The organism is Campylobacter pinnipediorum subsp. pinnipediorum, assembly GCF_002021925.1.
GTDB lineage: Bacteria > Campylobacterota > Campylobacteria > Campylobacterales > Campylobacteraceae > Campylobacter_A > Campylobacter_A pinnipediorum.
Window position 1 is genome coordinate 502,911 of record NZ_CP012546.1, and the last position, 22,064, is coordinate 524,974.

24 protein-coding genes are annotated in these 22,064 nt (G+C 29.2%); 21 read left to right on the top strand and 3 right to left on the bottom strand.

All coding sequences use genetic code 11. The features are described 5' to 3' along the window. Positions 1–110 precede the first annotated feature (110 nt). From rpsB to CPIN17260_RS02670, 13 genes are all read left to right on the top strand, one after another. Positions 111–899, top strand: a complete 789-nt coding sequence (gene rpsB, locus CPIN17260_RS02610) for a 30S ribosomal protein S2 (protein WP_069636485.1) — start codon at positions 111–113, stop codon at positions 897–899. Further along, positions 899–1,963, top strand: coding sequence for a translation elongation factor Ts (tsf, locus tag CPIN17260_RS02615; protein WP_069632904.1), 1,065 nt, complete (start codon positions 899–901; stop codon positions 1,961–1,963). Before rpsB ends, tsf begins: the two co-directional genes overlap by 1 nt. After that, positions 1,963–2,607 (top strand): ABC transporter ATP-binding protein, encoded by a 645-nt coding sequence (locus tag CPIN17260_RS02620; protein ID WP_069636487.1) that lies wholly within the window; start codon positions 1,963–1,965, stop codon positions 2,605–2,607. The genes tsf and CPIN17260_RS02620 overlap by 1 nt, the downstream gene beginning before the upstream one ends. Further along, positions 2,598–3,359, top strand: a complete 762-nt coding sequence (fliR, locus tag CPIN17260_RS02625) for a flagellar biosynthetic protein FliR (RefSeq protein WP_069632906.1) — start codon at positions 2,598–2,600, stop codon at positions 3,357–3,359. Before CPIN17260_RS02620 ends, fliR begins: the two co-directional genes overlap by 10 nt. Before the next feature lie 61 nt (positions 3,360–3,420). Further along, the gene (locus CPIN17260_RS02630; protein ID WP_078440522.1) at positions 3,421–5,073 is read left to right on the top strand and encodes a hypothetical protein; all 1,653 of its coding nucleotides are present in this window, start codon (positions 3,421–3,423) and stop codon (positions 5,071–5,073) included. Beyond that, positions 5,074–5,685, top strand: coding sequence for a guanylate kinase (gmk, locus tag CPIN17260_RS02635; protein ID WP_078440523.1), 612 nt, complete (start codon positions 5,074–5,076; stop codon positions 5,683–5,685). It abuts the gene before it with no gap. Positions 5,686–5,710: 25 nt separating this feature from the next. Then, a complete protein-coding gene (locus CPIN17260_RS02640) occupies positions 5,711–5,911 on the top strand; it encodes a Sec-independent protein translocase subunit TatA/TatB (protein ID WP_069632909.1) in 201 nt (66 codons plus the stop codon). Positions 5,912–5,920: 9 nt separating this feature from the next. Continuing rightward, positions 5,921–7,507, top strand: coding sequence for an arginine--tRNA ligase (gene argS / locus CPIN17260_RS02645; RefSeq protein WP_069637934.1), 1,587 nt, complete (start codon positions 5,921–5,923; stop codon positions 7,505–7,507). Between the two features lie 6 nt (positions 7,508–7,513). Next, positions 7,514–8,515 carry a YeiH family protein gene (locus tag CPIN17260_RS02650; protein WP_069637935.1) on the top strand — a complete coding sequence of 334 codons (1,002 nt, stop codon included), beginning with the start codon at positions 7,514–7,516 and terminating at the stop codon, positions 8,513–8,515. A gap of 7 nt (positions 8,516–8,522) precedes the next feature. After that, entirely contained in the window at positions 8,523–8,930 is a 408-nt protein-coding gene (locus CPIN17260_RS02655; RefSeq protein ID WP_157887325.1) for an SseB family protein, read from the top strand. Between the two features lie 147 nt (positions 8,931–9,077). After that, positions 9,078–9,581, top strand: coding sequence for a ubiquinol-cytochrome c reductase iron-sulfur subunit (locus tag CPIN17260_RS02660; RefSeq protein WP_069632913.1), 504 nt, complete (start codon positions 9,078–9,080; stop codon positions 9,579–9,581). Between the two features lie 10 nt (positions 9,582–9,591). Next, on the top strand, positions 9,592–10,833 hold the full coding sequence (locus CPIN17260_RS02665; protein WP_078440524.1) for a cytochrome b: 1,242 nt from the start codon (positions 9,592–9,594) through the stop codon (positions 10,831–10,833). A gap of 2 nt (positions 10,834–10,835) precedes the next feature. Then, a complete protein-coding gene (locus tag CPIN17260_RS02670; protein ID WP_078440525.1) occupies positions 10,836–11,885 on the top strand; it encodes a c-type cytochrome in 1,050 nt (349 codons plus the stop codon). A 541-nt stretch (positions 11,886–12,426) separates the two neighbouring features. Here CPIN17260_RS02670 and CPIN17260_RS02675 read toward each other — a convergent pair. The 3 genes from CPIN17260_RS02675 to CPIN17260_RS02685 are packed head-to-tail and all read right to left on the bottom strand — an operon-like array spanning position 12,427 to position 13,882. Then, a complete protein-coding gene (locus tag CPIN17260_RS02675) occupies positions 12,427–12,975 on the bottom strand; it encodes an SCO family protein (protein ID WP_069632916.1) in 549 nt (182 codons plus the stop codon). Positions 12,976–12,984: 9 nt separating this feature from the next. Beyond that, positions 12,985–13,446 (bottom strand): hypothetical protein, encoded by a 462-nt coding sequence (locus CPIN17260_RS02680; RefSeq protein WP_069632917.1) that lies wholly within the window; start codon positions 13,444–13,446, stop codon positions 12,985–12,987. Position 13,447: 1 nt separating this feature from the next. Then, positions 13,448–13,882, bottom strand: a complete 435-nt coding sequence (locus tag CPIN17260_RS02685; protein ID WP_069632918.1) for a copper chaperone PCu(A)C — start codon at positions 13,880–13,882, stop codon at positions 13,448–13,450. 149 nt (positions 13,883–14,031) lie between these two features. On the opposite strand from CPIN17260_RS02685, the gene CPIN17260_RS02690 reads away from it, so the two are divergent. The 8 genes from CPIN17260_RS02690 (at position 14,032) to polA (ending at position 21,891) form a co-directional block, all read left to right on the top strand. Next, positions 14,032–15,000, top strand: a complete 969-nt coding sequence (locus CPIN17260_RS02690) for a L,D-transpeptidase family protein (RefSeq protein WP_069632919.1) — start codon at positions 14,032–14,034, stop codon at positions 14,998–15,000. Between the two features lie 3 nt (positions 15,001–15,003). Then, entirely contained in the window at positions 15,004–15,231 is a 228-nt protein-coding gene (gene cmeU, locus CPIN17260_RS02695) for a CmeU family protein (RefSeq protein ID WP_069632920.1), read from the top strand. A 1-nt stretch (position 15,232) separates the two neighbouring features. After that, positions 15,233–16,246: an alanine racemase gene (locus CPIN17260_RS02700; RefSeq protein WP_078387488.1), complete on the top strand. Its 1,014-nt coding sequence runs from the start codon at positions 15,233–15,235 to the stop codon at positions 16,244–16,246. Between the two features lie 12 nt (positions 16,247–16,258). Continuing rightward, the gene (locus CPIN17260_RS02705) at positions 16,259–16,651 is read left to right on the top strand and encodes a hypothetical protein (RefSeq protein ID WP_078387489.1); all 393 of its coding nucleotides are present in this window, start codon (positions 16,259–16,261) and stop codon (positions 16,649–16,651) included. Between the two features lie 64 nt (positions 16,652–16,715). Then, complete coding sequence (gene dnaJ / locus CPIN17260_RS02710) at positions 16,716–17,822, top strand: molecular chaperone DnaJ (RefSeq protein WP_078440526.1); 1,107 nt, start codon at positions 16,716–16,718, stop codon at positions 17,820–17,822. A 114-nt stretch (positions 17,823–17,936) separates the two neighbouring features. Next, positions 17,937–18,227 carry a hypothetical protein gene (locus CPIN17260_RS02715; RefSeq protein WP_141080347.1) on the top strand — a complete coding sequence of 97 codons (291 nt, stop codon included), beginning with the start codon at positions 17,937–17,939 and terminating at the stop codon, positions 18,225–18,227. 184 nt (positions 18,228–18,411) lie between these two features. Continuing rightward, entirely contained in the window at positions 18,412–19,215 is an 804-nt protein-coding gene (locus tag CPIN17260_RS02720; protein WP_069637941.1) for an HDOD domain-containing protein, read from the top strand. A 27-nt stretch (positions 19,216–19,242) separates the two neighbouring features. Continuing rightward, entirely contained in the window at positions 19,243–21,891 is a 2,649-nt protein-coding gene (gene polA / locus CPIN17260_RS02725; RefSeq protein ID WP_078440527.1) for a DNA polymerase I, read from the top strand. The last annotated feature ends 173 nt before the right edge of the window (positions 21,892–22,064 follow it).

Sequence of the window (22,064 nt, forward strand, 5' to 3'; positions counted from 1 at the left end):
TTTTAAGTATAATCCAAGCCTTATTTCACACACACCAATCCTTGATTTGGTTGCAAATTAGTTTTTGTTGATGGGTGTGGAGGTAAAACTAAATTTAAGGAGACCTAATTATGGTAACTATGAGAGATTTATTAGAATGTGGTGTTCACTTCGGACATCAAACACGCAGATGGAATCCAAAAATGAAAAAATACATTTTTGGTGAAAGAAAAGGTATCTATATAATAGATTTACAAAAAACTATTCGTTATTTTAGATATACATACAATATAGTTCGTGATGCAGCTGCTGAAGGAAAAACTATACTTTTTGTTGGAACAAAAAAACAAGCCGTTGAAGCTATAAAAGAGTATGCACAAAAATGTGGTATGCCTTATGTAAACCATCGTTGGTTAGGTGGAATGATGACAAACTTTGGAACTATTCGCCAGTCAATTAGAAAACTAGAAGTTATAGAAACTATGGAAGAAGATGGTTCTATAAATTTATTAACAAAAAAAGAAGCTCTTATGCTTCGTAGAAAAAAAGAGAAGCTTTTGGCAACACTTGGCGGTATCAGAGATATGAAAAATCTTCCTGATATGATATTTGTTGTTGATACAGTTAAAGAGAAAATAGCTGTTCAAGAAGCTAATCGTTTAAAACTTCCAGTTGTTGCTCCTATTGATACAAACTGCGATCCAGATGTTGTTGATTATCCAATCCCTGGAAATGATGATGCTATTCGTTCAGTTCAACTTTTCTGCCAAGAGATGGCTGAGGCTATTATAGAAGGAAAATCTTTATTAGAGCAAGATAGCGATATAAGCGAAGAAAAACAAGCTGTTACAGAAGATGAGAAAAAAGAAGTTGTAGCTGAGGCTATGAGCGAAGAAGATTTTGGCGGTGAGGAAGAATAATGGAAATTACAGCACAAATGGTTAAAGAGCTCCGTGAAAGTACCGGAGCTGGCATGATGGATTGTAAAAAAGCATTATCTGAAGCTGGCGGTGATATGCAAAAAGCTATAGATTTGCTAAGAGAAAAAGGATTAGGACAAGCTGCTAAGAAAGCTGACAGACTTGCTAGTGAAGGTCTTGTTAGTGTTGAAGTATCTGCTGATAGCAAAAAAGCTACTATTACAGAGATAAACTCTGAAACAGACTTTGTTGCTAAAAATGCTCAATTCCAAGCTTTAACAAAAGATACAACATTACATATACAAGCAAATAATATAAAAGATGTTGAGTCTTTAAATATAAGTAGTATAAACGGTACTAAATTTGAAGATTATTTCAAAAGCCAAATTGCTACAATAGGTGAAAATTTGGTTGTTAGACGTTTTGAGACTATCGAAACAGATGAAAATGGTGTTGTCAATGGTTATGTTCACTCAAATGGACGTGTTGGTGTTTTAATCGGTGCAGTTTGTGAGAGTAAAGAGATCGCTGATAAAGCTGGTGAATTTATAAGAAATTTATGTATGCATGCTGCAGCTATGAAACCTAGTGTAATAAGCTATAAAGATTTAGATCCAGAATTTGTAGAAAAAGAGTATATTGCATTAAAAGCTGAACTTGAAAAAGACAATGAAGAGCTAAAAAGACTTGGTAAAACATTGCATCATATACCTTCATATGCAAGTCGTATTCAAATAACTGATGATGTTTTGGCAAAAGCTGAAGCTGCAATCAAAGAAGAATTAAAAGCAGAGGGTAAACCTGAAAAAATTTGGGATAAAATTTTACCTGGTAAAGTTGAAAGATTTTTCGCTGATAACACAGTTTTAGATCAACGCTTAACACTTTTAGGCCAATTTTATGTAATGGATGACAAAAAGACAATAGAGCAAGTTATAGCTGAAAAAAGTAAAGAACTAGGTGGAAAAATCGAGATAGTAAAATATGTTAGATTTGAACTTGGTGAAGGACTTGAAAAGAAAAATGAAGATTTTGCAGCTGAAGTAGCAGCTCAAATCGGCTAATGGAAATTTTAAGAGCGTGTAATTTAACATTTGCGTATGATTATACGCTCTTTGAAAATGTAAATTTATCTTTTTTAAAAGGCGAAAGTAGCGCCATTGTTGGAGTTAGTGGTTGTGGTAAATCAACACTACTTCATATTCTTTCTACTTTATTAAAGCCAAATAATGGCGATGTTTATTATAATGAAAAATCACTATATACACTTTCAGATACTGAACTAAACAACATAAGAAGACTCGATTTTGGTATCATATTTCAAGCACATTATCTTTTTAAGGGATTTAGCGGTGCTGAAAATATACAAATAGCAAATATTTTATCAAATCAAGATTATGATAAAAATTTATTTGAGAGATTGGGTATCGATAAAATTTTAAATCAAAAAATTGGCGAGCTAAGTGGCGGTCAACAGCAAAGAATAAGTATAGCAAGAGTTCTTAGTAAAAAACCAAAAGTTATATTTGCTGATGAGCCAACTGGAAATTTAGATAAAAATACAGCTTTTGATGTTATGGATATTTTATTTGAGTATATAAAACAAAATCAAGCAACATTAATTTTGGTTACTCATGATAACGACTTGGCTGTAAATTGTGATAATAAATTTAGGTTAGAAAATAAACAGTTTTTAAGATGGAGCTGATAGAATTTTTTGGTCCCGATAGAGTTATAACCTTTATGCTTTTGTTTGCTAGACTTAGCGGACTTGTGGTATTTTTCCCGTTTTTTTCACACAATCAAATTCCTATATCAATAAAAACATTATTTATATTTTTATTGACTGTTGTCCTTTTTCCTTTATCAAAAGTCCATGATGGAACTATAAATTTTTTAATTTTAGATATATTAAGCGAGGTTATGCTGGGTCTTTGTTCCGGAGTTTTGCTTACTATTGTTTTTGCTATTTTACAACTTGCAGGGGAGCAAATTTCCATGGTTATGGGTTTTTCTATGGCAACAGTTTTAGACCCACAAACAGGGACAAACTCACCAGTTATTTCAAATATTATAAATTTTATAGCCTTGCTTACATTTTTGGTATTTGACGGACATCATCTAGTTTTGCAGTTTTATTCACACTCTTTGGCAAATATTCCTCTTGGCGATTTTTATCCAAGAGTAGGAGTGTTAAAATATACTATTAATACTTTTATTAATCTTTTTATGTTTGGATTTATACTATCATTTCCAATAATAGGTCTTTCTTTATTATCGGATGTTATTTTTGGAATGCTTATGAAGACTATGCCTCAATTTAATCTTTTGGTTATAGGTTATCCTATTAAAATAACAATATCGTTTGCTGTGCTTATAGCTATTTTATCTGGTATTATGAAAATTTTTACAAATTTAATGCTTAGGCTAATAAATGATTTACCTGATTTATTTTTTTAAAATTAAGTAAATAAAAAAGAAAAATATCATAAAATAAAAGATTATGTTTCAAGGAGTATTTATGAAAGTTGCATTGGTAAACAAAAATCCTGCAGTTTCAAGATTGATTACTTTAAGCTTGAATAAAATTGGAGCTCAATATTTAGAGTTTCAAGAGCTTTCTGATGTTGATGATAATTTTGATTTTTTGATACTGGATAGTGATGTAGAAAAAAGTGATATTGATTTAAAAAACATTGCATCAAAAGTAATGTATCTTTTACCTCGTGGAGCTGAATCTCCTGATTTTGCTGATGTTGTTTTGCAAAAACCATTTTTACCTACTGATTTTATAAGTATTTTTGAAGAAAATAGTTCTGTTGAAAACAACAAGAGAGATTTAAAAACTTTAGATAAAGATAATAATTTTGATGATAAAGAAATTGATTTTTCGGATAAATTAGAAGATTTTGACTTGCCAAGTATTGATGATGATCTTGATATAGGTGAGATTGAAAATTTAGATAATCTAGATATAAAATTAGACGATGAAGTTTCTTTAAAAGATGATTTTGATATTGAAAATTTAGATGACTTGCAAGATATTGGGCTACAAAATCAAGAAAATATAGATGATGATTCAATATTGAATGAAAATGTAGACAACAAAGAAGCATTGGATTTGGAAAGTGATATTGAAAATTTAGAAGATGAAATGAAAGCTTTGGATACTTTAGAAAGTATTGATAATACTTCTATAGATGATGTTTTGAAGAAGCATGAATTGCAAAATATTGAAGAGAATTTAAATTCCAATAGTTTGAATGAGTCTAATAAAGAATCAATTGAAGAAAATAAAGATATTTCTGAAGAGTTGCTGCAAGAAGATAATAATGAAGAGCAAATAGCCGATTTAGACAACACGGATGAAAATTTAAAAGAAGAAATTAATGTTGATGAATTAGAAAATTTGGAGGATAATGAAGAACTTTCAAATCTTAATGAATCAAAAAAAGATACTTTAGATGAAAATAAAGAAAATAGTTCTAGCGATGATGACAAAATGGATTCTATTGAGACAATTAAACATATATTAGAAGATATTGAAACTCAATCTGATGATTTTAAGGAAGAACTACAGGAAGATAATTTGGAAATTAATGATGATAAGAATGATGATATTCTTAGCACTTCTAATGACTTAGAAAATCAAATTGAAGATATCAATAGCAATAATACAATTAAAGATCAAAATATAAATGAGCCTGATTTTAAAGAAACAGAAGAACTTACAACAAATGAGGATATGCAAACAGAAAACATTTTAGATGAGAATAGTGAAGAAGAAAAATCAGAAAATGAAGAAAAATCAGAAAATAAAAACATTGATGAAGAAATATACTTAGAAGATAATATTGATGATAAATCCGATAGCATGAATAAAGAAGAGAAATTAGATAAAATTGATGTAAAAGATGAGTTGGATATGGAAAATAAAGATATAAACACTATAGATGATATTGATGAAGCATCTATGCTTGCCGCATTTGGTTTAGAAAGTGCCGCAGCAGCTATAAAAGAGATAAAGAAAAGTGGTATTCAAAATGATGATTTTAAAGAAGAGCTAACTAAAAAAATAACCGAACATATAACTAGTTCCCTTACTGAAACATCTATAAAAGAAGCTTTGAGAGATATGAATATAAAAATAAATATAAGCTTTGAGGAAAAGTAATTGAAGGGCCAAATACTGATAGTTTCAGGTCCAAGCGGAAGTGGGAAAAGCACACTTTTAAATAGACTCTTTAAAGAGGAGGATAATTTATATTTTTCTATATCAAGCACTACTAGACCAAGAAGAAATGGTGAGAGAGAAGGTATTGATTATTATTTTGTAAGCGAAGATGAATTTAAATATGGTATAGATAATGATGAATTTTTAGAATGGGCATGTGTTCACAAAAATTATTATGGCACTAGTTTAAAACCTGTTCTTAAAGCTTTAAATGATGGTAAAATAGTTGTTTTTGATATTGATGTTCAGGGTTTTTGTATAGCTCGAGAAAAACTTAAAAACTATATAACATCTGTATTTGTGACAACAAAAAACAAAGATGAATTAGAAAAAAGATTGCAAAAACGTAATACTGATTCTAATGAAACAATAAAAAATAGACTGACAAATGCTGCGGTAGAGATGGAGCATATATCAGAATATGATTATTTCTTAATAAATGATGATATAGAAAAAAGCTATATGGATTTACTATCCATTGTGCGTTCTATGAGAGTTAAAAGTTCAATTGTTAATATAATAGAAGTTATTGATAACTGGAAAAATTGTTAATAACTTATAATAAAAGGAGAATAATATGGGTAATATAGGTATTAGTCAATGGTTGATAATTTTGGTTATCATAGTTTTACTTTTTGGTGCTAAAAAGATTCCTGAACTAGCCAAAGGTGTTGGAAAAGGGATAAAAAGCTTTAAGGCCGAAATGGAAGAGCCAGTAGAAAAAGTTGAGAAAAAAGAAGAGACTGTTAAAAATAGTGAAGAGACTAAAACTGTATAGGTTTGAGCTTTGAAAAATATAGTAAAAAACGAAATATTTAAAGTTCTTGGTAGAGAATTTATCCTAGAAAAACCAAAAGATAAAAATTTGGCTCATTATGCTACACCCATTGCATTTTCTATGGCTAAGGAGCTTAAAAAATCACCAATGTTGATAGCTGATGAGCTTGTGTCTAAGTTTCAAAACAGTGATATTTTTGACGTAAGTGCTGTCAATGGTTATATAAATTTTAAATTAAAAAATGAGTTTTTGGATAAAATTTCAAATCAAACACTAAAGCTTGATGTTGATTTTGCAAAAGGCGAGAAAAAAAACGAAAGTGTCTTTATAGAATATATCAGTGCAAATCCAACAGGCCCTTTGCATATAGGTCACGTTAGAGGTGCTGTTTTTGGGGATACTTTGGCCAATATAGGCGAGTATCTTGGTTACGACGTTACAACTGAGTATTATATAAATGATGCCGGTAATCAAATAGATTTGCTTGGCATATCTGTTAGTTTGGCCGCAAAAGAATTTTTATTTAACGAAAGTGTGGTTTATCCAGAATCTTATTATAGAGGTGAATATCTAAATGAGATATCAAAATTAGCACTTGATAAATTTGGTAAAGATATTTTTTATGATGAAAACAGAAATCTCGAGCTTGCTGAATTTGCAAAAGATGAAGTTTTGAAAATTATAAAAAAAGATTTGGCTGATGTTGGCATTTTTATACAAAATTGGGCTAGTGAAAAATCACTTTATTCAAATTTAATTCCAACCATAGAAAAACTTAAAAAATCTGGTCAGATGTATGAAAAAGATGGTGCTACCTATATAGCATCTACAAAATTAAACGATGATAATGATAGGGTTGTAATTAGAAATGATGGCAGGCCTACATATCTTGCAGGAGACATTATCTATCACGATAACAAATTTGAAAAATCATACGATAGGTATATAAATATCTGGGGAGCTGATCATCATGGATATATAGCTAGGATAAAAGCGGCTATTAATTTCTTGGGATATGATGAAGATAAACTTGAAGTTATTTTAATGCAAATGGTTAGTCTTTTAAAAGACGGAAAGCCTTTTAAGATGAGTAAAAGAGCCGGAACATCTGTGCTTATGAGTGAGATTGTAGAAGATATAGGCTCTGATGCACTTAGATTTATGTTTATAAGTAAATCAAACACAAGCCCTTTGGAATTTGAACTTAATGCATTAAAGCAAAATGATAGCTCAAACCCTATTTTTTATATCAACTATGCTCATGCTCGTGTAAATCAAATTTTTACAAAAGCAAACAAGACTGTTTCAGACGTCTTAGATGTTAGTCTGGATTCTCTTGATGAAAATGCAAAAAATTTGCTTTTTGAAGCTCTTACCTTAAACGAAGTGTTGCAAGATGTTTATAGCTCTAGGGGATTACATAAACTGACCGATTTTCTAAAATCTTTATCGTCTAATTTTCACAAGTTCTATAATGAAAACCGTGTTGTAGGTGCTAAAAATGAAGATGCATTGTTGAAATTATTTGCTATTGTTGCTCTTTGTATTAGAACTACTTTAAAACTTATGGGTATTAAAGCTAAGGAAAAAATGTAAAAAACAATGGAAACTTTAAACAGTTTTTTAAAATTTAAAAAATCTTGGAGTTTTATTTTTATTCTCGGTGTTTTATGTGTGGCGATATCTTTTTTACCACCATTTAGCACCTATTTTATTTCACCTTTAATTATTGCTGTTGTTCTTGGTGTTATTTTGGCAAATTTCTTTCAAAAAATATCAAAATCAATCAGCAATACAAGTGTTGTAAAAATATCAACAAAACAAATTTTACGTTTTGGTATAATTTTATTTGGTTTTAGAATAAGTTTATCGGATATTGAATATGTTGGCTTAAATGGTATAACATTAGCATTTTTTATAGTTTTTAGCACATTTTTCTTGGGTCTTTTTATTGGTAAAATGCTTGGGTTAGATTATAAAAGCTCAGCCCTTATAAGTTCTGGTAGTTCTGTTTGTGGAGCTGCTGCTGTAATGGCAAGTGAGAGTGTTGTAAAAGGCGGTAGTGATAAAGTAGGTATTGCGATTTGCACTGTTGTGCTTTTTGGCAGTATTGGCATGTTTGCTTATCCATTTTTGTTTAAAATTATTGATTTTACACCAGAGCAAATAGGCTTTTTTATAGGTGGTTCTTTGCACGAAGTAGCTCATGTTGTGGCCGCTTCATCTAGTTTTGGTGAGCTGGTTCAAAAAAATGCCGTTATTATAAAAATGCTTAGAGTTCTTATGCTTGTTCCTATGCTTTTTGTTTTGGGATTTTTAAATACAAAAGAAGGTAAAGGAGATATAAAATCTTTTATTCCGTATTTTGCTATATTTTTCTTGATTGTAATTGTTGTAAATTCATTTTTAGGGCTCTCCAAAGATGTTTTGAATGTTATACAATATTTTGATAATTTTTTACTTAGTGTTGCAATGATATGTCTTGGTATGGGAATAAATAAAAGCATTTTTGTTAATGTTGGGTATAAACCATTTATTTTGGCTATTTTGTTGTTTTTATACCTTATGATTAGTTGTTATTTATTTACTTATTTTATCTTATAGGATGTTTATGAATTTAAAAGATGCGATGGATAAATTTTTAAAAAACCCAGTAAGCGATAATGAAAGGAATTTAATAGATATCCTAAAAACTAGTGAATTTCTATCGCCCATAATGCTTATTTCACCAATGGTAAACAAAGATGGAAGCTCTTTTGATGAAGAAGAAGGGAATAATATTAGATTTGTTATACTGGAAGATGAAGACACAGATAAAAAATATTATCCTTTATTTACTAGCCAAGAAGAGATGCTTAAATGGAGAAAAGATGAGGAGCAAGAAAGTATAAAGCTTAAATTAAAAGATTATACTCCGATGTTGTTATCCGAAAAAAATGAATATGATGGTATTGTTATAGATCCTTTTTCTCATTCTTTGATTTTAAATTTAAAATTTTTAGAATCAGTTTTTAAATAAAAACTAATAAAAGTATAAAATATAATAATTAATTTTGATATATAAAGCGACTATTTTGTAAGAATATTATTTAAATTGCACAAAGAATTTTTAATATTTTTTAGATATAATGCAAATATTGTATAAATTAATTAAGAAAGGAAAATAATGTCTGTAAAGCAAGAAAGACGCGATTTTATCGGAATTGCGTTCGGAGCAGTGGCTGCTGTTGGCGGTGCTTTTTCATTGGTTGCTATGAAAAAGACTTGGGATCCACTTCCAAGTGTTAAAGCAGCAGGTTTTACAACCGTTGATCTTAGTCCTATGAAAGATGGAGAGATGAGACAGGTTGAATGGCGTAAAAAGCCAATATTTATTTTAAAAAAAGATCCAAATTCTCCTGCAAATGATAACAGAGATATAAAGATTGGAAATGATAGATATACGGTTGTGATAGGTCTTTGTACCCATCTTGGTTGTATACCAGAATGGAAGAGTTCTAAAAATGCATTTATTTGCGCCTGTCATGGAGGCGAGTTTGATGCTGATGGTTTAAATGTTTTTGGACCACCACCGCGCCCATTAGATATTCCACCGTTTAAAATAGATGGAACAAAGTTAGTACTTGGTGAAACAGGACCCGAGTATAACAAATTAGTCGGCAAAGCATAAGGGAGATAATATGGCACAAATTCATAAATCAAACGGAGTTGTTGACTGGCTAGATCAGCGTTTAGCTGTTACTAAGCTTATGAAGGTTTTAGTAAGCGAATATTGGATACCAAAAAATATAAACTTTCTTTGGGCTATGGGTGTTATTTTAACCACTCTTTTTATTGTCCTTTTTGTTTCAGGGCTTTTACTTCTTATGTATTATAAACCCGATGTAAATTTAGCTTTTGATAGTGTAAATTTTACTATTATGCAAGAAGTTGAATATGGTTGGCTTTGGCGTCATATGCATGCTGTTGCTGCCTCTGTAATATTTTTAATAATGTATATACATCTTCTTACTGGACTTTATTACGGTTCTTATAAAAAAGGAAGAGAACTTATTTGGGTTACAGGTATGTTGTTATTTATCTGTTTTTCCGCAGAAGCTTTTAGTGGTTATATGCTTCCTTGGGGGCAGATGAGTTATTGGGCGGCGACTGTTATCACTCAATTATTTGGTGCAATTCCTGTTATAGGCGATGCTCTTGTTGAGTGGATAAGGGGCGATTATGCTGTTGGTGATGCTACATTAACTAGATTTTTTATGCTTCATGTTTGTCTTATGCCTATTATTATAATAGTTGTTGTTGTTATGCATTTTTACTCTTTGCGTATTCCGCATGTAAACAACCTTGAAAGTGAAGAGATAGATTTTGATGTAGAAGCAAATGAATATTTGCACGGTGATAGAAAAAAAGCTAAAGTTATACCTTTTTGGCCTGGATTTTTAGCTAAAGATTTTATGTATGTAGCGTTTTTTATGATATTTTTTATGTATCTAGTATGCTTCCATTTTGGCTTTGCTATGGACCCTATAAATTTTGAACCAGCAAATGCTTTAAAAACTCCACCACATATATATCCTGAGTGGTATTTCTTATGGCAATATGAAATTTTACGTGGATTTTTCTTTGATATTTTTGGAATTTCAGCTGGTAATTTAGGTCTTTTATCGTTTGCATTTGCAGGTGCTGCATTTATGATAATACCTTTGCTAGATACAAGCGATGTAGTTGCTCCAGCACACAAAAGACCTCTATTTTTTATATGGTTTTGGTTGCTTGTTGCTGATTTAATTGCACTTTCTATCTTGGGTAAAATTCCAACAGAAGGTAGAGAGTGGTTTGGATTTGGAACATCTGTTTTATTTTTATTTTTATTTATTGTGGCTTTGCCTATTATTAGTTTTATTGAAAAGAAAAGGGGATAATTATGAAAGAGTTAAAAATATTTGCCATAGTTGTCTTTCTTTCAGGTATTTTATATTGGGGTATAGAGCCTTATGCTCATCATGAGCTACATCCTCATACAGACCCTGCTGTTTATGATTTTGCTGCGGGAGATGATAGTTATTCAAAAAGCATGCTTGAGTCTTCAAAAATAGCACTTGAAAAAGCAGAAGTAAGTGGAGATGGTAAAAAAATTGAAAATGCAAAATTTGATGTGCAAAAAGCAGAAAAAAATCTTAATGATTATAAATCTTTCTGGAATGATATTAAAGCTATAGATTTTAAAAGTGCGGATGCTGTTCGTGGTGCAGATGTTTTTGCGAATGCTGGTTGTACTGGATGTCATGGAATAAAAACTGCTGGTTTCGATGCACCTATGGATAACGCTACTTCTAGCTCTAGTTTTGGTGTTGTTGCTCCTGATTTAAGCACAGCAGGTGCTATATATGATGAGAGTTTCTTGGCAGCTGTTATAAAAAATCCAGTTATGGCTATGAAATTAAATCATAAATTTGGCGAAGAAAGAGGATTTCCTATGCCTGAGTTTTATGGTGTAGGTGGTGATGATATGAATGCAGAATTAGCAGATTTAGTTGCTTATTTAAAATCAGTATCAGCTAAATATATAAAAGAAAATGGAAAGATTAGTGATTCTAAGCTTTTTGAAGATGCTTGTCAACGTTGTCATGATATAAAATATGATAAAAAATATATGCTTGGTAACAGAATTGATTTAGCGAATTATATGGGTTCAAATCCACCTGATTTATCTATGATGATAAGATCTAAAAATTCTGATAATTATCTAAATAAATTTATTAACGATCCTCAAAAAATGCTTTTGGCTACTGCTATGCCTAGAGTTGGTTTAACAAAAGAATCTGAAGATCAAGTTGTGTCTTATCTTGAAAAAATTGGCGACAGTAAAAAAGATGAGAGATCAAGTGTAGGTTTTTATACTATGATTTATTTCTTTATACTTGGTGTGTTTGCTACACTTTGGAAGATAAAAGTCTGGAAAGAACTACATTAATAATTTCAAAAACCAATAAGATTTTTCTTATTGGTTTTTATATAAATTCGTATAAACCATTAACGATATAAAAAATTAGACTTTTAAAAATAGATTATATATTTTTAAATAATTCAAAATAACTCAAGTAAAAAATATCACATAAGAATATTTTAGTATAGTAAATTTTAATATTTATCTTTTGTGTCTTATTGTTTTGTTGAAAAATAAAAGTCCAAAAAATCATCTTTATTTATAAATTAATTTTTCAAAATCCAAGTTTAATATAAAGTATAAAATCTTTTAAATAATAATAGATAGATACAAACGCTTTATTAATTTCGGCATTAAAAAGCTTGGATTTAATTCGTAGGAGAGATATCTCTATTTTAAAATTATGACTTGATAATATGGTTTTTATAAATGTTTGGGAGTATTATGTAAGATTTAATGAAGTTCTTTGTTTAGATTGAATAAGTATTTTTAAAATATTATTTTGACCATGCTGAGTTTTTGAGTTGATTATATCCGGTTTTAATACATACTATTTAATTTTTAATCATTAAGGTCTTTGTTTTATCATGTCCTGTATAGCTTGTGTTATATCTTCTTCTGTTAAATTTGAAACTTCTGTGAAAAGGTCGCCATTTTTATCAAGTAGGTATATAGCAGAAGAGTGCGCGATTGAATATTTTATCGCAGAGTCTGGCATTTGTATCTTTTTATATTTTACATTGTATGCTTTTGCTACTTTGTCTAAATCTTTCATTTTTATACCAAGCGAATTATTATAAAAATTACTCACCATCTCTTGGAGTTGTTCTGGTGTATCTCTTTCTTTATCAAGTGTAGCAAACAAAAGTTTTATATCTTGTCTGTTGATTTTTGATAGCACCTCAGATACCCTAAAAAGCGTAGCTGGACACACATCAGGACAAAATAGATAGCCAAAATATAAAATTTTATATTCTCCATCTAAATCTCTTAGCTTTATCTCTTTGTTTTGAGTTTGTGCTACAAAATCATATTTATTTGCTTTTCCTTTATTTATAAATAAAACAAAAGCAATTAAAATTAAAATAGTAGTTAATATTGATATAATCTTTTTCATATTTTTCTTTCACATCTTGATATCAAAATCTATATAGATACCTGTTTTCTCATTATTGTTGAGAATTTCAAACCTATATCTCATTTTATCAAGCACACAAGCACTAAGAACTATTTTTGAACTAAAAGTATTATCATTATCTTTTTTTAGCTTTGCTTTAATGATACCCATATCCATATCAAGACCGTAAAATTCTAAGCTTAAATTTTTATAGTTAAAATTTTCCAATCCCTTTATGCTAAATATAACTGGTTGCATTGGTAGTATTGGTTTTGGGTTTATTTCAAATTCTAGCTTTTTATCTTCAAAAACTATATCACATTTTTTATTATTTAAATCACACTTTAATGGTTTTAAATATACTTCGGCTGTAGGCTCCGGTAATACATTTTCATCTTTATTATTAAAAATAAAAAATAAAGCGATAATGAGAATTATCAATAAAATTAATGTGGTATAGATTTTTTTCATTTTATTTTTCTAAAAATAATTTTTTCTTTGCATCAAACAATAAAATATTTTTTATTGTTACACTTTTACCTGTATTAAAATTAATGGTTAAATCTATGCCTTTGTTATTGTTGATTTCTTTTTTTGCGCCAAAAAGCATAAAGTGTAGACCTTTTGGCATTAATTTTATAGTGGAGTCTTTTGGTATATCTATATCATTGATTTTTACCATAGCCATCATATTATCCATTATCTTATGAGTATGTAATTCAACTGCCTCATATGCACTTGAACTTGCACCTATGATTTTTACATCAGCTTCTAAATTATTTGTTATATCCATAAAAACAGCACCATTTTTGTGATCCATTGTCTGTTTTGCAAATACATTGCTTATCTCAATTTCTCCAGAAAAACAATATGTTAAAAATATAAAAAATACAAATAACTTTTTCATAAATTTATTCTCACTTTCTTTTAAATTTCTTTTTGTTTAATTTTAAAATTTTATCTTTTAAATATTGCTTATAAATTTACATTAAACTTTTAAAGATATAATTCATATCTTTAAAATAAATTAATTTTTTATATCAAGGAATCTATCAAATGCCAAGAATTCTTTTTGCTTTATTTGTGTTTGCAATTATATGTTTAAATGCTGTTGATTATGAGGATATGTATCTTAAAAAAGGCAGCAATGAGGTTATAAAAACTATTGAAAAGAATATATTAAGTAAAGACTTTTGGACTAAAAGACTAGAAGGTATTCAACTTGATTTTGGTTATTATGATGAAGAAGCTTTACTCACTGTTGTTAGTAAAGAAAAAAAATATCTTGAAGTTTATAAGTATTCCAATGGCAAGCTAGAAAAAACTTTCAATACAAATATTTTAGTTGGGAAGCTTGGCAATAAACTTGTTGAGGGCGATTTGAAAACTCCAGTTGGTGTTTATCAATTAACAAGAAGATTTACCCCATTAGATTCATATCTTGGGCCTTTAGCTTTTTCTCTATCGTATCCAAATTTGCATGATAAACTATCAAATAAAACAGGTAGTGGTATATGGATACATGGATTTCCTATAAATGGAAGCAGAGAAGATGAGATAAACACAAAAGGTTGTGTTGTTATGGAAAATAATATCTTAATGCAATATGATAAAATTATTGATTATAAAAAGAGCTTAGCTATAATATATGAAAACGATATTAAAAAAGCGACAACAGATCAAATAGCGACTATCTTTTCTCAAATTTTTGCATGGAAAAAAGCATGGACTGAAAGCGATATAGATTCTTATTTGAATTTTTACGATAAGAATTTTAAAAGATATGACGGTATGAGTTTTGAGAAATTTGCTAGCTTTAAAAAAAGTATATTTTCAAGAAAAGAGCTTAAAAATATAGTTTTTTCAAAATTTATAATAAGCCCTTATCCAAATTTTAAAAATGAAACAATGTTTAGAGTTGTATTTTATGAAAATTATAGCACATCAAACTATAAATTTAATGGTGAAAAAACTTTATATATAAAACTTGTTGATGACAAGATAAAAATTTTAGTAGAGGATTAAAAAATGCAAAAAGAATTAGTTGAACAAAAAATAAAAGATTTATTTAAAGCAAGGTCTGATTTTTTTGATTTATTGGATTCTGTTGTTCCAAAAAAAGAAGGTACTGACATTTTTGATTTTGATAAACAAAAAGATGTAGATTTAAAAGATGTGTATGCTAAATTTTATGCTTATGATTACAGTGTTAGAAAATTACTGATAGATGTTTATAAAGCATATGAGATAGATTAAAATGTCTAAGATAAAATTAGATACCAAAGCTTATAAAAATAACTTAAATCAAATAACAAAGAAGATCGGGTCTAAAGATAGAATCATTCTTGTTCTTAAAGATAATGCTTATGGGCATGGTGCTACTGCCTTAGCTCCACTTGCTAGTGAATTAGGCTTTAAGTTTTGTGCTGTTAAAGATGAAAGAGAAGCTTTTGAGCTTGTTGATTTTTTTGAAAAAATTCTTGTTTTATCTCATATACCAAACGGAGATGAAAATAGTGAATTTATATATGCCATTAATGATATAGCTTCTTTAAGAAAAATTAAAAATAACACTAAAATACATCTTGCCATAGATACTTTGATGCACAGAAATGGTATTTCGTATGATGAGCTAGATTTGGCGTTTGAGATTATAAAAGATAAAAATATAATTTTGCTTGGAGCTTTTACTCATTTTAGATCAGCTGATATTTTAAATGCTGATTATTTTGTTCAAAAACAAAATTTTAACAAAACAAAAGAAAGAATTAAAAATTTTTGTATAAGTCAAAAATTTCAAAACCCTATTTTTCATTCTCATAATTCAGCTGGATTAGAAAGAGTCTATGAATTATATGATGAGCTTGTTAGGATAGGTATGTCACAGTTTGGTTATTGTCAGTTTAATAACTCTTTATCATTAAAACCAGTCCTTAGCCTATGGGCTGATAAAGTAAGTGATCGTATTTTAAAAGCTGGAAGTTCTGTTGGATATGGGGCTAAATTTACCACAACAAAAGATATAAAAATAGCTACCTATGATCTTGGTTATGGTGATGGGTTGTTAAGATATAATGGAGTTGGTGATTTATTTTTAGCCAATAAAAATAAAATTTTAGGAACTATGTCTATGGATAGTTTTAGCTGTATAGATAGCGGAGATAGTGTTTGTGTATTTGATGATGCTGCTGTTTTTGCTAAGTATTTTAATACAATAGAATATGATATTTTGGTAAAATTATCACCTTTTATACAAAGGGTTTTGGTTTAACAAATAGTGTTTTTGAGATTTTTTATATTATTTTTTTGTCTGTTTTTATTTGGAAATGATAACTATGGTTTTGCAAAAAGACATTATGAAATTTATAAAACCGCTTTGCCGTTTAGATGTAACGACAATCTTACTTTAACAGCTTTATTAAATGTTGGAGATAGTATATTGTATAAGTATAGGGTTAATGACACTATGAGTAAGCCGGTTTCTAAATTTAAAGATAAAAAGCTAAAAGAATATATAAAAGAATTAAAAGATATAGCTATAAAAAATTCTTGTAATGATAAAGTTGTTTTGAAATTATTTGATTTAGGAATCAAGATAGAACATCTTTTTTATTTTGAAAAAGCAAAATTACTATTTGAGTTTAAAATGGGTTCAAAAGAGTGTAGTATTCTTTAAATTCAGATTTTTTAGATAAAATCATCGCTTTAATAAATTAACAAATTAAAATTAGGAATGTATTGTGGAACTTGATTATTATGAAATACTTGAAATACAAAGAGATGCCACCCCTGAAGCTATAAAAAAAGCATATAGAAAATTGGCATTAAAATATCATCCAGATAGAAATGCAGGAGATAAAGAATCAGAAGATAAATTTAAATTAGTCAATGAAGCATATCAGGTTTTAAGTGATGATAACAAAAGAGCTATTTATGATAGATATGGAAAAGATGGTTTAAATGGTGCTGGAGGATTTGGCAGCAGCGGATTTGATTTTGATATAGGCGATATTTTTAGTTCATTTTTTGGAGATGGATTTTCGCAAAGAGAAAGAAGAAGAAATACAGATAAATATCACACAGATCTTGAAATATCTATTACTATTGAGTTTAATGAGGCGATTTTTGGCTGTGAAAAAGAGATAGAATATACCACAAAACACCCTTGTAAGGCTTGTAATGCGACAGGAAGCAAAGATGGTAAAACAACAACTTGTCCTCATTGTGGAGGTAGGGGTAGAATATCTCAAACTAGAGGTTTTATGAGCTTTGTTCAAGACTGTCCTCATTGTGGTGGAACAGGAAAGATAATCAAAGAAAAATGTCCTGAATGCAAAGGAAAAACATATGAAGAAATAAGATCTAGTCTTAAGATAAATATCCCCGAAGGTATTAATAGCGGTATGCGTATAAGAGCTGTTGGAAAAGGAAATAAAAGTTCATCTGGAGCGGTTGGGGATCTTTATATAGTAGTTAATGTAAAAGAAGATGAGTATTTTGTAAGACATAATGATGATATATATGTTGAAATACCTGTGTTTTTTACTCAAGCTATATTAGGGGATAGTATAAATATACCAACACTTCGCGGTACAAAAATGCTCGAGCTTCCTATTGGTGCAAAAGATAAGCAACAATTTGTTTTTGAAAATGAAGGTGTAAAAAATGTAAGTTCAAACTATAAAGGTAATTTTATAGTTCAAATCTCTATTCAAACACCAAAAAAATTATCAGATAAACAAAAAGAGTTGTTGCAAGAACTTCAAGAGAGCTTTGATATAAAAAGTGGAGAAAGCACAAAAAATCACGATAGTGTATTTGAAAAAATAAAAAGTTGGTTTAAGTAAGTGTTAAAATATTTTTTAAGCTTAGTCCTATGTATTCTTTTTTCTGGATGTGCTTTTTTAAATACTAAAGCTCAACCATTACAAAAGAAAATTGTTGTTAAGAAAGTAAAAAAGATGTCAACTATCAAAGGTTATATTACAGAGCTTAGTTATGATGGTGGAAAATATTGTTATCAAATAGTTGCCACAGATACATCAAATTTAAAGCTTAGCAATGCTAGCTTTTGTTCTGCTAAGTTTTATCATAATAAGGGTGATTTGGTATATGCTACATTTTATGGAGACAATATAAAAGAAATGTTGTTAATACGCCCAAAAATAGAAGAAAAAAAGATAAAAAGAACTTTTAAAAATAGAAAAAATATAATAAGTGTTCCGCGAGAAGAAAAGATAAGCTTTGATTAGCCGTTGGTTAACCAAGTTGATATATAATTTCAACAAGCAATCAAAACTTAACTCCTTTTTAAATTGGCGGGTTGTCCCCGCCTTTTTAATTATATACTTTAAAAAAATAATCTTAAAATTTATAAAATAAATCTCAAAGTAATTTTTTGTTAAAATCAATCAATATGTTTAGGAGTGCTAATAAATGATAGATGAATTAAAAAAAAGAGTAAAAAGCCTTCCGTCTTTACCGGAAAGTTTTAAAAAAATAGAATCAGCTTGTAACGGAGATGGTGGCATAGATGAAGTTGCTAAAGCAATAGAAAATGATCCTATGCTTGTTGCTGATATATTAAAAATAGCAAATTCTCCACTTTATGGTTTTAGCAGACAGATAAAAACCGTGCTTCAAGCTGTAAGTCTTTTTGGAAAGCACATGACAAAAGCTCTGGTTACGAGTTTGACTATAAAAAATATTTTAAAAATGGATTTAAGTCCTTATAATATCAGTCTTCAAGATTTTGTCGATATATCAAATACTCAAGGTGCGATAGCTAGAGAATGGTTTAAGAGATTAAATCCAAATTTAGTCGATGATATATTTTTATGTGCACTTCTACAAAATACTGGAAAAATAATTCTTGCAGATCAAATTATAAGAATGGATAAAAAAATTGTTTTTAAAGATGATATTATTTCTTCTGATAATGTATCTGATGTGGAAATGAATTATTTTGAAACTACGAGTATTTTACTTACTGCAGATATTTTTGAACATTGGGAGTTTGCTCAAAATATAGTAGATATAATAAGATATTCTCAAGATCCTAAAAATTCACCAGAATGGATTAAGCAAGGTTCTTATGCTCTTATAATTATAAGGAACTTAATAAATTGCAAAGAGTCTTTTAGTAGTAAGAGTATTACAAATGCTCAGAATTTAGCACAAGAGTGCGGTTTTGATACAGATTTAATGCTAAATGCTATATCTAATATAAAAAAAATATGAAATTTTAATGATTTTAAAGGCAAATTTATGAGTAAAAAAATACTTACGATAATAGATACATTTGGATTTTTTTTCAGACTCTACTATGCTATGCCTCACTTAAAAAATAAACAAGGAAATCCAAGTGGGATGATAAGTGGTTTTGCAAGTTTTATAAATAATTTAAAAGATGAGTTTGAAAGTGATTATATAATTTTTGCTCTTGATAGCAAGGGTAAAACATTGCGCCATGATATAGATAATGAATATAAAGCAAATAGAAGCGAACCACCAAAAGAGCTAAAAGAGCAACTTCCAATTTGTATAAAAATGATAGAAGATATGGGGCTTTGTGCTATAAATAAAGATGGCTATGAGGCAGATGATATAATTGCAAGTGCTGTAAAAATAGCAAAATCAAAAGATATATTTGTTAGAGTTGTTACTCATGATAAAGACCTTTATCAGCTTATAGATGATGGCAAAGTAAGTATTTATAGCCCAATAACCAAGATAGAACATGATTCGAATTCGTGCTTAGAAAAATATGGTGTAAGACCTGAAAAAATACTTGATTTTCTAGCACTTATTGGAGATACTTCTGATAATATCCCCGGTGTAAAAGGTATTGGTGCAAAGGGGGCTAAAAAACTTTTAGATGAGTTTAAAGATATAGAAGATATTTATAACAATCTAAGTTTGGTGTTAAACGAACGAACAAAAAATATGCTTATAGAAGGAAAAGATAGTGCTTTTTTAAGTAAAAAGCTAGCCACTCTTTTTGATGATGCTTTTGTTGATTTGCCACTTGATAAAGCAACTTTTCCAACCGAAAATCCTCTTTTAAGTATTGTAGACACTCTTTATGAGTATGATTTGAATAAAATTATAAAAAACCTTAAAGCACAAGATACAAAAGATGTTTTGGATTTGAAATTTAATCCTATTTTGATAACTGATGAAGAAAAATTACAAGAAATTCTAAGCACTATCACAAGTGAAACAATAGTTGCTTTTGATACAGAAACTACTAGTGTTGATGTTAGTGTTGCAAAATTAGTTGGATTTTCGTTTTGTTTTAATGAAGATGAGAGTTATTATGTTCCGGTAGCCCACTCATATCTTGGTGTTGGGAAGCAGATAGATTTGGGGTTTTGTGCTTGGGCTGTTTCACAAATTTATTCAGGTTGCGTGATAGGTCATAATCTAAAATATGATTTTGCTGTTGTAAAAAATAATTTAGATATAAACCCACCAAAAAATTATAAAGATACAATGATACTTGCTTGGCTTAGCGAACCAGCAATGGCTGTTGGAATGGATGCATTAGCAAAACGACTTTATAATAATTATGAGACCTTGAAATTTGAAAGTATTGTCAAGAAAAATGAAACTTTTGCCGATGTTGACTTGCAAATTGCTTGCAAATATGCTTCCGAAGATGCATGGATAACTCTTAAATTTTATAAAAGCTTTTTAAATTTGCTTGAGCCAAATTTGCTAGAACTCGCAGATAAGCTAGAGTTTTCTTTTATAAAAGTATTGCTTGATATGGAAAGCGAAGGTATAAAGCTAGATATTGAAAAACTAAGAGAGCTTATAATGTCAAATGACACTAAGCTCAAAGAGCTTACGAGTGAAATTTACACACTTTCTGGTGAAAATTTTAATATCAACTCAGTTCAACAACTTGGAACGATACTATTTGATAAATTAAACTTGCCGGCTAAAAAAAAGACAAAAACAGGTTATAGTACAGATGAAAGTGTACTTAATGACTTGATTGATTCTCACGAAGTGATACCAAAAATACTATCATATAGAGAGCTTTATAAGCTTCAAAATACATACTGCGAACCACTTTTAAATCTAGCCTTAAAGGATAAAAACTCAAGAATTTATACAAGTTTTTTACAAACCGGTACAAGTACCGGCAGGCTATCTTCTAAAAATCCAAATTTGCAAAATATCCCAGCAAGAGGGCATCTTGCAAAAGATGTTAGATCTGCTTTTGTTGCAAAAGATGGGTTTAGTTTTGTTGGGCTTGATTATTCTCAGATAGAGTTAAGGCTTTTGGCTCATTTTAGCCAGGACGAAGCTCTTGTAAAAGCTTTTTTAGATGATGAAGATATACATACAAGAACTGCTATTAGTATTTTTGGAGAGTTTGATGATCAAAAAAGATCAGTTGCAAAAAGTATAAATTTTGGTCTTATATATGGAATGGGTGCTAGTAAATTAAGCAATCAAATAAGCATTTCAAGAGCTCAGGCAAAAGAGTATATAAGCCTTTATTTCAAAGCATTTCCTACAATAAAAGATTTTTTAGAAGGTATTAAAATAAAAGCAAGAGAGGATGGTTTTACTACTACTTTGCTTGGAAGAAAGAGGTATTTTGATTTTATAAATGCTACACCTATGCAACTAGCTATGTATGAAAGGGAAGCCGTAAATACAAAATTCCAAGGCTCAGCGGCCGATATTATTAAAATGTCAATGGTTGAGATTGCAAAAATTACAGATGAAAACGCAAAACTTTTATTGCAAATTCACGATGAACTTATATTTGAAGTAAAAGATGAGTATGCTCAAGAATTTGGTAAAAAGGCACAAAATATAATGCAAAATATAACAAAGCTAAATGTTCCATTAAAAACATCTTTAAATTATGCAAAAGATTGGGCAGGGTTAAAATAGATTTAAATTTAACGATAAGTCAAGTATTTCTTTGCTTATAGTTTTTAAATTTATATATTTTGTAACTTTTTTAGTAAGGCAGCTAAACTATTTTTTTGAATTTGGCTTTCTGATTGTATTTTCTCTTGCTCTATTTTTTGTTTTATTTTCTTTATTAACTCTTGCTTATAATC